Annotated in this window: 8 protein-coding genes; 2 read left to right on the plus strand and 6 right to left on the minus strand. The window is 68.4% G+C overall.

Annotated elements, in window-relative coordinates; genetic code table 11:
* From DPV79_RS32515 to DPV79_RS32535, 5 genes are all read right to left on the minus strand, one after another.
* On the minus strand, positions 1-970 hold a 970-nt coding region (locus tag DPV79_RS32515), incomplete at its 3' end, for an AMP-binding protein (RefSeq protein ID WP_165843603.1).
* Between the two features lie 277 nt (positions 971-1,247).
* Entirely contained in the window at positions 1,248-3,155 is a 1,908-nt protein-coding gene (locus DPV79_RS32520; RefSeq protein WP_113047384.1) for a sigma-70 family RNA polymerase sigma factor, read from the minus strand.
* Positions 3,139-3,453 carry a high-potential iron-sulfur protein gene (locus DPV79_RS32525; RefSeq protein ID WP_021163958.1) on the minus strand — a complete coding sequence of 105 codons (315 nt, stop codon included), beginning with the start codon at positions 3,451-3,453 and terminating at the stop codon, positions 3,139-3,141. The genes DPV79_RS32520 and DPV79_RS32525 overlap by 17 nt, the downstream gene beginning before the upstream one ends.
* A gap of 87 nt (positions 3,454-3,540) precedes the next feature.
* Positions 3,541-4,782 (minus strand): c-type cytochrome, encoded by a 1,242-nt coding sequence (locus DPV79_RS32530; RefSeq protein ID WP_113047385.1) that lies wholly within the window; start codon positions 4,780-4,782, stop codon positions 3,541-3,543.
* Between the two features lie 71 nt (positions 4,783-4,853).
* Positions 4,854-6,575 (minus strand): methanol/ethanol family PQQ-dependent dehydrogenase, encoded by a 1,722-nt coding sequence (locus DPV79_RS32535; RefSeq protein WP_060067060.1) that lies wholly within the window; start codon positions 6,573-6,575, stop codon positions 4,854-4,856.
* A gap of 430 nt (positions 6,576-7,005) precedes the next feature.
* On the opposite strand from DPV79_RS32535, the gene DPV79_RS32540 reads away from it, so the two are divergent.
* On the plus strand, positions 7,006-9,414 hold the full coding sequence (locus tag DPV79_RS32540) for a TonB-dependent receptor (RefSeq protein WP_113047409.1): 2,409 nt from the start codon (positions 7,006-7,008) through the stop codon (positions 9,412-9,414).
* Between the two features lie 46 nt (positions 9,415-9,460).
* Here the strand turns inward: DPV79_RS32540 and DPV79_RS32545 are convergent, their stop codons facing one another.
* Complete coding sequence (locus DPV79_RS32545) at positions 9,461-10,495, minus strand: alpha/beta fold hydrolase (RefSeq protein ID WP_113047386.1); 1,035 nt, start codon at positions 10,493-10,495, stop codon at positions 9,461-9,463.
* Between the two features lie 317 nt (positions 10,496-10,812).
* Here DPV79_RS32545 and DPV79_RS32550 point away from each other — a divergent pair, with 317 nt between their 5' ends.
* A complete protein-coding gene (locus DPV79_RS32550) occupies positions 10,813-12,831 on the plus strand; it encodes a sigma-54-dependent Fis family transcriptional regulator (RefSeq protein WP_113047387.1) in 2,019 nt (672 codons plus the stop codon).
* Positions 12,832-12,840: the final 9 nt, after the last annotated feature.

Below are 12,840 nucleotides of genomic sequence, written 5' to 3' on the forward strand. Positions count from 1 at the left end.
ACGTGATGTACGTGTGGCCGGTGACCCAGCCGATGTCGGCCGTGCACCAGAACACGTCGGTGGGCTTCCAGTCGAAGGTCCACTTCATCGTCTGCGCGGCCCACAGCAGGTAGCCGCCGGTGCTGTGCTGCACACCCTTCGGCTTGCCGGTCGAGCCCGACGTGTACAGGATGAACAGCGGATGCTCGGCGCCGACCCACTCCGGCTCGCACGTGTCGGACTCGGCGGCCGTCAGTTCGTGCATCCACAGGTCGCGGTCGGCATGCCAGTCGATCTTGCCGCCGGTGCGGCGATAGACGATCACGCTCTTCACCGCTTCGCAGCCGCCCAGCGCAAGCGCCTCGTCGGCGATGCTCTTGAGCGGCAGCGTCTTGCCGCCGCGCGCCTGCTCGTCGGCCGTGATCAGCGCCGTCGCGCCGACGTCGACGAGCCGCTCGTTCAGCGACTTCGCGGAGAAGCCACCGAACACGACCGAGTGCGTCGCGCCGATGCGCGCGCAGGCCTGCATCGCGACGATGCCTTCGATCGACATCGGGATATAGATGACGACGCGGTCGCCCTTGCCGATGCCGCGCTTCTTCAGCGCATTCGCGAAACGCGACACGCGGGCGAGGAGATCCGCATAGGTGACGCGCGTGACGGTGCCGTCGTCGGCTTCGAAGATCACCGCGACGCGCTCGCCGTTGCCGGCTTCGACGTGACGGTCGAGGCAGTTGTACGACGCGTTCAGCTCGCCGTCGTCGAACCACTTGTAGAACGGCGCGTTGGACTCGTCGAGCACTTTGGTGAACGGCTTGTGCCACGCGAGGCCCTCGCGCGCGAGGCGCGCCCAGAAGCCTTCGTAATCGCGCTCGGCCTCGGCGACGAGCGCCCGATAGGCCGGCATGCCGGAAATGGTCGCCGCCTGCTCGAGCGCCGCGGGCGGCGCAAACTGGCGGGTTTCGTGAAGAACCGATTCAATCGTGGACAAGCGTGTCTCCATGCGTTCTTGGGATGCAGGGCTGCTGTTCGGGAAAACGCAACATGCGTGCCAGCGTCAGCGATCGATGCGCGCATTCGGCGAAAGTCGCGGCGCACCGTGCGCGTTGCGAGCGATCCGGTCGAACGGGCGACGGGTTGGATACCGTCAAGCCGAAGCCGGCCGTTCATAAATGCAGCACATCGTGTTGCAGTCCTCAACAGGTGGCGCGCGCCGGGGAAGGTGATCGGCCGCTCGTTCCGGAGCGCGGTGGGGCGACCTGGCGGCGTCAGGCGATCAGCGACCGAAGCGCCGGTGCGTGCCCGAACTGTCTGATCCGTTCGAGCGCCGACACCTCGATCTGGCGAACGCGTTCGGCGGACAGGTTCAGTTGCCGGCCGATCTCGCGCAGCGAATACTCGCTTTCGACGTCGATGCCGTACCTCAAGCGAAGAATCCACGCTTCGCGTGCCGGCAGGCGGTCGATCAGCGCCGCAACCGCCGCGCGAAGCTGGCGGGCGCTCGCGGATTCTTCCGGGGTCGGCGCGGCGTGGTCGATCGCGACGTCGCACAACGTGAGGTCGTGATCGGGCGAAACGGGCAGGTCCGCGGAGATGGGCTCGCGCACGATATCCATCAGATCCCGCACCTTGTCGACCGGGATCCGCATCTGCGCCGAGAGCGTCGGGGCGCCGGCAACCTCGCCGGTTCGTTGCGCATGCGTTCGCGCGAGGCGCGACAGCTTGTTGATCGCGTCGACCGTATGCGCGGGCACGCGGATCGTGCGGCCCTGATCGGCGATCGCATGCGTGATGGCCTGCCGGACCCACCAGGTCGCATACGTCGCGAATTTGAAGCCGCGCCGGTGATCGTAGCGATCGACGGCCTTCATCAGGCCGAGATTGCCCTCCTGGATCAGGTCGAGAAACTGCAGGCCGCGATCGGGATAGCGCTTGGCGATCGACACGACGAGCCGCAGATTGCTCTGGAACAGCTTCGTTCTCGCGGGCTGCATCGCGCGCTCGATACGCGACAGTCGTGCGTCGAGCGCGATCGCGATGTCGAGCGGCAGGCTCGCCTCGCAGGCGAGGCCGGCGAGCGCGGTGCGTGCTTCGATCAGCGCCGGCGCGCGGCGGGTGAGGGCGGCGGCACAGTCGGCATGCGCGGCGATGCAGTCGATCATCCATGCGCGCACGTCGTCGCATGGCATGAAGAGGTCACGGCGCGGCGAATCGGTGCGGATGCCCGATTCGGCCAGGATGTCGACGATGCGCTTCTCGAACTTGCGTGCTTGCGTCGCACGGTCCCGAATCGCGTGCCCGATGCGTTCGATCGCGCGTGCGGTGAAGCGGATCCTGCCAGTCGACGCGGCGGCCTCGCGAAGCAGCGCCCGGTAACCGGCCGACGCGAAACCGCCGGTGCGCAATGCGTGCTGCATCCCGGCGGCCAGCGCGCCGGCGCGGTCGAGCGATGCGACGACGCTGTCGCGCCATGCGGGGCTGTCCGGCGCGCGGTCCGTGTCGTCCTCCCCCTCCGGTGACTCGATGGTTGAATCAGGTGCCGTCGCATTGCCGGGCGATTCCCCGGGCAAAACCGCGCGCGCTTCATCAAGCGATTCGGCGTCGCCGACGAACCCCGTCACGTAGACCGATGCCGCGACCTTGCCGGCGCGGATGTCGCCGGCGATCGACGCGACGGCGTCGAGCGCAGCCGGGTCGCGGTTCAATGCGTCGATGCACGCCGCGCGCCCGCGTTCGAGATGAAGCGCGAGCGCGATCTCTTCTTCACGGTCGAGCAGCGGTGTCGCGCTCATTTCGCGCAGGTAGATGCGCACGGGATCGCTCGTGCGGGCCGCGAGCAGATCGGCGGTCGCGAGCGGGGCCGACGCCTCGGCGAGCGGCGACGTCGTGTCCGTCGCTCGCGCGAAATGACGATCGAGCGTCCATGCGCTTCGCGAGTCGACGTGCTCGCGAACCTCGATCCCCCATTCGCCGAGCATCGACGCGGCGGCGTCGAAATCCGTGCCGTCTGCGGCATCGTCGGGCAACGCGTCGACGATTTCACCGCGCGTCACGTAGCCGCGCCCGATGCCCAGCGCGACCAGCGCATTCAAACGGTCGGTGCGCTCCACGTTCGTGCCGCCGCGCGGCACGCCGTCGTGTTCGCGCCCGCGCCCGGGATCAAGCAAGCTTTGCATAGACGTTGCACCAGCCTTCGGCGGCAACCGCCTTGCCGCCGAACATCGGGCACGTGCCCGAGGATTCGCCGGCGCCGGCCTTGTAGAAGCGACAGTTCGAGCACGTCTGGCCGGCCTGGTACTTCGGGAACTTGCCTGCATCGACGGTCGTTGCCTTCGCGCGGTAACCGAGTGTCTTCGCGGCCGCGTCGTTTTCGTCGACGAGCGGCGCTGCCGCGAATGCGCCGGTTCCGGCTGCGAGTGCGGCACACAGGCCGGCGGTCTGAACGATGAAGGTTCTGCGAGTGCGGGAGATCATGTGGTTTTCCTGAATAAAAAAGTACGGCCCCGCGCGCCGGGATTGCTTCCCGGCGCGGCGGTCGATCGAAACGAAGGGAGAAAGGCGTTATTTGCGCGGGCCGGCGACGAGCGGCGCCTTCGACGAGGTGGCGACATCGGCGGTCAGCTTGCTCTTCGACGCGTCATAACCGTTCGAATAGAGCAGGAACGCCATCAGGTCCTCGTATTCCTGTGCCGTCATCTTGCCGGGGCGATCGGCCGGCATGTTGTTCGACATGTACTGGAAGATGCCGCCGACCGTGATGTGCGACTTGCCCTCGGGCGCGAAGGATTCCCCGCTCAGCGCGGGGGCGGTATTGCCTTCGAGCTGGTCGCCGTGGCATTTCGCGCAGGCGTCGCCATAGAGCTTCTTGCCGTGCTGTGCCTGCGCATTGTCGAACGACGGCACGCCGCTTTCGTCACTCGCCGACACCTTGATGAAGCCGCCCGTCGCGGATGCTCCGCCGGCGAGCAGCACGCCGGTGCGCGAATGCCCGGCCGACGCGACCGCGCCGTCGAGGAAGCGGCCGCGCGACGGCGTATTGGCTGCTTGAGCGATGTTTTCCGGCAGGTTCCAGCCGCGTGTGAGCGCGGCGATCCGGCCGTTGGCATTCAGCCGCGACAACGCCGCGTCGATGCGCTGCCGCAGCGCGTCCCGATCGGGGCCGAACGCGAACGCGAGCTGCCAGTCCGAGTACGGCGACGCCGTGGCCGCGATCCGGAACGGCTGGCCGGGATGCGCACGCCGGTACGCCACGACGCTCGGATACCAGACGATCGCGCGCTGTGCGCGACCGGTCGCGAGCGCGTCGATGGTCTTCTCGGACGTGTTCTCGAGATCGAAGCGGGCATTCGTCGCCTGTGCCGCGATCAGTTGCGACGGGCTGGAGTACGTGGCCGCGATCGTTTCCTTGCCGGTGGACGGTGCATGCGCGTCGCGCAGCGTCACGCTGACGTAGCTGGAGCGCAGATACCCCTGCGAGAAACCCATCCGGGCATTCGATGCATCGGCGATCGCCGAGCGCGGGAAGCCGGCGATCATGTCGCAGTCGCGTTCGAGCGATTGCTTCAGTTCGGCGGCGGAGATGCCGTCGTCGCCGCCGTCGTCGTCCACGCCGCGCCGGTTGAACGAGGCGGCGATGCCGGCGGTGCGCAGCACTTCACGTGCGACCGACATGTCGAGGGCGGCGGTCGGGCTGCCCGGCAGCGTGCAGACGCGCACGCCGCCGGCCGCGGCGGACATCGGGGTCAGCGCCACGCCCGCGGCGAGCAGACTGGCGAGGGTCAGGGGAGCGAGTCGAGTCTTCATGGTCGTGCATTCCGGTTGAAACAGTGGGGGCGTCGCGCCCGGATCGGGCGCATGCCGGGCGCGACGCGCGTTCAGTCGAGCGCGAATACGTAGAGCGTGCCGCCGCGCGGAACGTCTTTCGCGACGTCGGCCATCGGGCCGCCCCAGATCGGGTTCGCGCCGCCGTATCCGGCGAGCACCGCGACATATTCCTTGCCGTCGACCTCGTACACCGACGGTTGCGCGATGATGCCGCTCGCGAGCTGCGGGCTCTCCCACAGCACCTTGCCGGTCGCCGTGTCGAAGGCATACAGGTGGCCGTCGAGCGAGCCGCTGAACGCAAGACCGCTCGCGGTGGTCGCGACGCCGCCGTTCCACGGCTTCTTCGACCAGTGGCCCCACAGTTTCTTGCCGGTGTTCACGTCGATGGCCTGCAGTTCGCCGTAACCCTGGCTGCCCGGTTCAGGCTTGATCTCGAAGCCTTCGCCGAGATACGGCAGACCTTCCATGTAGCTGACCGACTTGCCGGACAGGCTCATGCACGCGTGAAGGGAAGGGACGACCGCGATGTGGCGCGCGGGGTCGTAGGACACCGACCACCAGTTCTTGCCGCCGAGGAAGCTCGGGCACGTGTCGATCGTCGTGCCGGCCTTCGGGAACTTCGACGGGTCCGCGATGGGCTTGCCGTCGGCCGTGTAGCCGGTGACCGACGTTGCCGTGACGAACGGCTCCGCGTAGATCAGCTTGCCGGTCGTGCGATCGATCGCATGGAAGAAGCCGTTGCGGTCGGCGTGAATGATCGCATCGTAGTCCTTGCCTTTGTACTTGATGTCCGCGAGGATCGGCGTGTTGACGCCGTCGTAGTCCCACGTGTCGTTGCTCGTGTACTGGTAGTGCCACTTCAGGTTGCCGTTCTTCGGATCGAGCGCGAGCAGCGAGTCGGAATACAGGTTGTCGCCGGGACGCAGCGCCGCGAGCCACGGGCCGGGGTTGCCGACGCCCCAGTACAGCGTGCGGCTTGCCGCGTCGTACGTGCCCGTCAGCCAGGCGGCGCCGCCGCCGTGTGCCTGCATCCCGTCGGGCCAGGTGTCCGCGCCTTTTTCGCCGGGGCTCGGGATCGTGTAGCGCTTCCAGACCAGCGAGCCGTCTTCGGGGTTCAGCGCGGCGATGTACCCGCGAATCCCGTATTCGCCGCCGGAGGTGCCGACGATGATCGAGCCGTCCAGCGCGAGCGGCGCGAGCGAGAACGCATAACCGAGGCCCGGCTCGAACATCTGCTTCTTCCAGACGAGATCGCCCGTCTGCGCGTCGAGCGCCACGACCTCGCCGCTCAGCATCGCGACGTAGACGTTCTTGCCGTACAGCGCGACGCCACGGTTGACGACGTCGCAGCATGCGGTCTTGAACGATGCCGCGCCCAGCTTCGGTTCGTATTTCCACAGCTGCTTGCCGCTCTTCGCATCGAATGCGTAGACGTTGTCCTTCGGCGTGGTCACGAACAGGTAGTTGCCGTTGACGATCGGCGTGGCTTCGAAGCCCTGCTTCAGCTCGGCGGGGAACTTGTAGGCCCACACCTGCTTGAGTTCCTTCGCGTTCGACGCGTCGATCTGCTTGAGCGGCGAATGCGACTGGCCGTCGTAGGTGCGGTAGTAGGTCAGCCAGCCCGGATCGGTGTGCGCATCGGTCAGCCGCTGGTAGGTCACGGCCGGGTAGTCCGCGGCCGCTTCGACGAGGCCGGGGTTCAGCGCGACGGCCGCTGCCGCCGCGATGCCGATCGTCGCCAGCCGGCTCGCTGAAGCCGAGAGTTTCTTCATGGTTGTCTCCTGAGTCATTGTGGTCGCACCGCCGCGAACGGTTCGTCGCGCCGGCACGGTGGGGATTCCGGGCCGAGTGCGCTGCCGTTCACGCAAGTCGCATGCCATCGCGGCGCGAAGCCGGTGTGACGCGGCACACGGGCGCATCGTGCGTCGTGCGGCGTCGGCGAGCGTCGAGCGCACGTGGCAACGAAGGTGTTGCATTCAGGTACACCTCCGTGCGCGCAGTGTTGCCAAACATGACAGGTGGCGCGGCATCCGTGACAGGTGGGGCGCCGCCCGCGCCGGTGTCACGCACGCCGTGCGCGGCGACGCGCGCGGGCGTCGTGCCGATGCGGCTGGCACGGTTCTCGCACGCTGCTTCGCGACAACAGCACGCCGCGCGGTGCGGGGCACACCACGGCGAAATACAAGCATGGAGACGAATGAAATGATCAGGAGGCCAAAGGCAGCCGGAAAGGGCGGCGCGATGCGACGCGAGCGTCGCGCGCGGCATGGTGGCGCGATGCGTGGCGCGCTTCTCGGGCCGGCCCTCGGCGCCATCGCGCTGTTCGGCCTGTCGACGGGCAGCGCGCGTGCGCAGCAGCCTGCGGACGGCACGGCCGCGACGGGCGGTGCGGTGCCGCCGGCTGCCGTCGCCGTTGCGCCGGAAGTGCCGCAAGCGCCGCAAGCGCCGGCCGTCACATTGCCGACGGTGGTGGTCGTCGGCACGACGCCGCTGCTCGGGATCGGTACGCCGCTGCAGAAGGTGCCGGCGAACGTGCAGACGGTACGCGCGGCGGAACTCGATGCCCAGCACCGCGCGACGCTTGCCGACTTCTTCGCCGCGAACCTGCAGAGCGTGACGATCTCGGAGGCGCAGGGCAATCCGTACCAGACCGACGTCAACTATCGCGGCTTCACCGCATCGCCGCTGCTCGGTACGCCGCAGGGGCTGTCGGTGTTCGTCGACGGCGTGCGCGTGAACGAACCGTTCGGCGACGTCGTGAACTGGGACATCCTGCCGACGCAGGCAATCGACCGGATGCAATTGATCCCGGGCTCCAACCCGGTATACGGACGCAATACGCTCGGCGGCGCACTGGCGATCACGACGAAGAACGGCAAGTCGAACCCGGGCGGCGAAGCGGAGGTGTCGGGCGGCTCGTGGGGCCGCAAGACGGCCGCAATCGAGCAGGGCGGCACGATCGGCTCGAACCTCGACTACTACGCGACGGCGAACGTCGCGAACGACGGCGGCTGGGCCGACCACAATGCGAGCCGCGTGCGGCAGGCGTTCGGCAAGCTGCGCTACACGGATTCGGACACGACGCTGTCGATTTCCGCCGGCGGCGCCGACAACGCGCTGTACGGCACCCAGACGATCCCGCGCTCGTTCCTCGACAACCGGAAGCAGGCGTACACCTATCCCGACCTGAACCGCAACAGCGCCGGCTACCTGACGCTGTCGGGCGATCGTTTCTTCGGCGAGCACGTCGAGCTGAGCGGCAATGCGTATTATCGGCACCTGCGCAACACCAACGTCAGCAGCAACAACAATACCGATTACGGATCGGTCGGCGACGACGGCACGGTCGACGCGGTGCAAGGCACCAATGCGCAGTCGACGATCGTGACCGACAGCTACGGCGGCAGCCTGCAGCTCACGCTGCTCGGCAAGCTCGGCGGGATGGCGAACCAGCTGATCGCAGGCGTGGCGGCCGATGTCGCGAACTCGAGCTACGTCGCGTCGTCGCAGGACGCGTATTTCACCGACACGCGCGCGGCGATCGGCGTCGGTGATTTCGAGCCGCAGACCCGCGCGAAGACGCGCAACGCGAACCTCGGCGTGTACCTGAGCGATGCACTGTCGCTGACGCCGCACTGGACGCTGACGGTGTCGGGCCGCTACGACTGGTCGAAGGCGCAGATCGGCGACGAGAGCGGCGTGCAGCCGCTGCTCGACGGCAACCATGTGTTCTCCCGGTTCAACCCGGCAGTCGGGCTCAACTGGAACCCGGTCGCGGGCTTCACCGCCTATGCGACGTACAACGAAGGGATGCGCTCGCCGACCGCGATCGAACTCGCATGCGCGGATCCGGCCGCGCCGTGTTCGCTGCCGAACGACTTCATCGCGGACCCGGCGCTCAAGCCGGTGATCTCGAAGACGTTCGAAGCCGGCATGCGCGGCCGCATCGGCGCCGCGACGACCTGGAGCGCCGCCGCCTACCGCACGACGCTGACCGACGACATCCAGTTCATCAGCAGCCCGGCAAGCGCGCAGGGTTATTTCCGCAACGTCGGCGATACGCGGCGGCAAGGCATCGAACTCGCGGGCCGCACGCGCTTCGGCCCGCTCGGTGTCGGGCTTTCGTACAGCTATGTCGATGCGACCTACCGGTCGTCGTGGACCGAGCACAGCCCGGCGAATTCGGCGGCCGACGCGAACGGCAACGTGGCCGTCAAGCAAGGCGACCATATTCCCGGTATTCCCGCACACACGGTGAAACTCCGGCTCGACTACGCGGCGACGCCCAGGTGGGATATCGGCGCGAACGTCACGTGGCGCAGCGGCGTGTATGCGCGCGGCGACGAGAACAACCAGGACGTGAACGGCAGGATCGCGGGCTACGTGCTCGTCGATCTCGACATGCGCTACCGGATCACGAAGCGCTTCGAAGTCTTCGCGAGCGTGACGAACCTGTTCGACAAGCGCTATGCGAGCTTCGGCGTGCTGGGCCAGAACTTCTTCAACGGGCCGAATCACACGTTCGACGGTGCGAATCCGGTCAACGAACAGTTCGTCGGGCCGGGTGCGCCGCGCGGTGCGTGGGTCGGCGTGCGTTACGCGTGGGATTGAGCGTTGCCCGGCTGCGTGCGTTGCCGCGTCGCAGCCTGAGCGGCGCTCAGGATGTGCGCGACGGGCCCGGTCGGGCGAGCGGTGCCGCCGCGAACATCGCGGCCACGGCGCGGGCGATGCTGCGTGCCAAGGCCGGGTCGCTTGCGAGGTGCCCGGCGCTCACGTGTTCGATCGCGGCCGCGGGCACGGCACGCGCGAGGCGGGCGACGTTGGCGGCCGGGCAGACGGGATCGTGCATCCCGTGCGCGGCGAACAGCGGCACGCCGGCCTGCGCCGCCCGGCGCGCGAGCGCGAGCACGCGGCGCTCGCCGAGCCAGCAGTCGCGCAGCAGGTAGTGCGCCTGGATCCGGTACTTGTCGATCAATCGGGCGACGGTCTTGTGCGAGCGGATCGCATCCGCGGGTGAGCGGCGCGGGTTCGGCGATGCGAGGATGGCGTTCTCGTACGCGTGCCAAGCAAGCGCCACCGCCTGCTGCCGGGCCGCGCCCGCGCCGGGTTGCAGCCGCCGCGCGCAGCACGACAGCAGGCGATCCGGCCGGCTGCAGCCGGCCGCCGCGTACAGGCGTCGCCATTCGCGGGGTGCGCGCGTTCGCGACGTCGTGAACAACCGGCGGACTTCGCGTCGCGACGTCAGGAACAGCCCGCGCAGCACGACGCCGGTGATCCGTGCGGGATGTGTGCCCGCGTATGCCAGTGCGAGAGCCGCGCCCCACGAGCCGCCGACGACGCCCCAGCGCGCGATGCCGAGCTGCGCGCGCACCGCTTCGAGATCGTCGATCAACCGCGCGGTGTCGTTGTGGCGTGTGCTGCCGCGCGGTGCCGATGCGCCCGCGCCGCGCTGGTCGACGAGCACGACGCGCATCCGCGTCAGGTCGAACAGCCGCAGGATGCCGGCCTGGCTGCCGCTGCCGGGCCCGCCGTGCAGCACGACGACCGGATGGCCGTGCGCCGCGCCGGCGACGGAGAACGCGATCGATTGCGCGTCGCGGTGCAAGCGTCCGCGAACGGGCGCGGCGAGCGCGGCCGGAGACACCGTCGACGCGGGGCGGGATCGGGATAGGGGGCGAATCGGGGCAGGCATCGTGTCGAATCGGTTCGGGGGGAATCGGGTCAATCGTCATGCGGCCGCGAGAGAGCCGAAGCGACCACTGTAATTGATCCATGACAAAGCCAGAAACGCGCCAGCCGCAAAGATCGGGATTCGCACGGGTAGTCACGCGTCGGGCAGACGCGGTATCACGAAGACCGGCCCGTGCGGTGACTCGACACGCCCGGCGGAACCGGATCGTGTCTTGCAATCTGCTTTCGATCGGGGCCGTGCCCCTTGCGTGGCCCGATGCTTGCTTGCAATGACGGCAAAGAGTCCGGCAACTGACCGGAAGATCCCCGGAGGAGACAATGCGCGATGACGTAGAGCAGGCGGCCGGATCGCGGGCCGCGCATCCCGCCGGCTGGCCCGCGCCGTCGATCCAGAAAGCCCATGAGCGGTCCGAGACGTTCGGCCTGCAGGTCTCGGCGCGCCCCGACTACGACGTGCTGTCGAGCGCGGCGCTGGTGCTCAAGCGCGAGCAGAGCCGCGTGCTGTGCGCGCACGCGATGCCGGTGATGGAGACGCTGCACGAGCAGATCGTCAACACGCAGAGCATGATCGTGCTGACCGATGCGCAGGGGTTGATCCTGCATTCGATCGGCGACGACGATTTCCTGCGCCGGGCGGAGAAGGTCGCGCTGCGCCCGGGCGCGAACTGGGCGGAGGACCGGCAGGGCACCAACGCGATCGGTACGGCGCTCGCCGAGCTGTGCCCGATGGTCGTTCACGGCGACCAGCACTTCCTCGCAGCGAACCGCTTCCTCACCTGTTCGAGCGTGCCGATCCTCGATCCGTACGGCGACGCGATCGGCGTGCTCGACGTGACCGGCGATCACCGCAGCTATCACCAGCACACGATGGCGCTCGCGAAGATGTCGGTGCAGATGATCGAGAATCACCTGTTTACGACGACCTTTCAGGAGACGTTGCAGGTGTCGTTCCATGGCCGCCCCGAGTTCCTCGGCACGCTGATGGAGGGGATCGTCGCCTTCACCGCCGACGGCCGTTTCCTGTCGGCCAATCGCAGTGCGCAGTTCCAGCTCGGCATGCCGCTTGCCGCGCTGCGCGCGCATACGCTGTCGTCGCTGTTCGACGTCACGAGCGCGCAGTTGATCGACCGCATGCGCGCAAGCACCGACCGGCACCTGATGCTGAACCTCTGCAACGGCGCGGTGGTCTGCGCGCGCGTGCATTTCCGGCGCGCGACGCTCGCCGAAGGCAGCCGGCCGACGGACGTTCACGATGCGGGTGCGCCGGCCGCGCGCGCGAATGCCGTGCCCGCGCCGGCGGCCGGCACGTCGGCCGGCCTGTCGCGGCTCAACTACCTCGATACCGGCGATCCGCAGGTTGCAAGCGTGATCGCGAAGGTGCGCAAGGTGATCGGCAAGGACATCCCGATCCTGATCACCGGCGAGACCGGTACCGGTAAGGAGCTGCTCGCGCAGGCGATCCACAACGACTCGCCGCGGCGCGATGCGCCGTTCGTCGCGGTCAACTGCGCGTCGATTCCGGAGACGCTGATCGAGTCCGAGCTGTTCGGCTACGAAGAGGGCGCCTTCACCGGCGCGCGCCGCAAGGGCTCGATCGGCAAGCTGCTGCAAGCCAACGGCGGCACGCTGTTTCTCGACGAGATCGGCGACATGCCGTATCCGCTGCAGGTGCGGCTGCTTCGCGTGCTGCAGGAGCGCCTCGTCAACCCGCTCGGATCGACGAAGACGATCGCCGTGGACATCGCGATCATCTGCGCGACGCACCGCGACTTGCGCGACATGATTGCGCAGAACCGCTTTCGCGAGGATCTGTACTACCGGCTGAACGGCCTCGTGGTACGCCTGCCGCCGCTGCGCGACCGCACGGATCTCGCGGTGGTCGTGCAGAAGATGCTGCAACGGGAAGCCTACGCGGGCCCGGGCCGGCCGCCGCTGTCCGTCGCGCCGGACGTGATGGCGCTGTTCGTGCGCTGCGCGTGGCCCGGCAACTTCCGCCAGCTCGGCAACCTGCTGCGCACGGCGGCGGCGATGGTCGACGACGACGGCGAGATCCGGCGCGAGCACCTGCCGGACGATTTCTTCGACGACCTGCGCCGCGACGATATCCGGGCCGAGCCGGCCGCGCACGATCCGTCCGCCGCGGCATGGCCCGCGGACGCGCTCCCGGCAGGCGATGCGCGGCTGCAGGATGTCGCCGCGTCCGCGATTGCGGCTGCGCTCGCGCGCCATGGCGGCAACGTGTCCGCGGCGGCGCGCGCGCTCGGCGTGTCGCGCAACACGATCTACCGGAAGATGCCGGCCGCCGACCCACAGCGCCAGCCGTCCGACGAAAGCTGACGCGCGCCA

The sequence above is a fragment of the Burkholderia reimsis genome (assembly GCF_003294055.1).
Classification (GTDB): Bacteria; Pseudomonadota; Gammaproteobacteria; order Burkholderiales; family Burkholderiaceae; genus Burkholderia; species Burkholderia cepacia.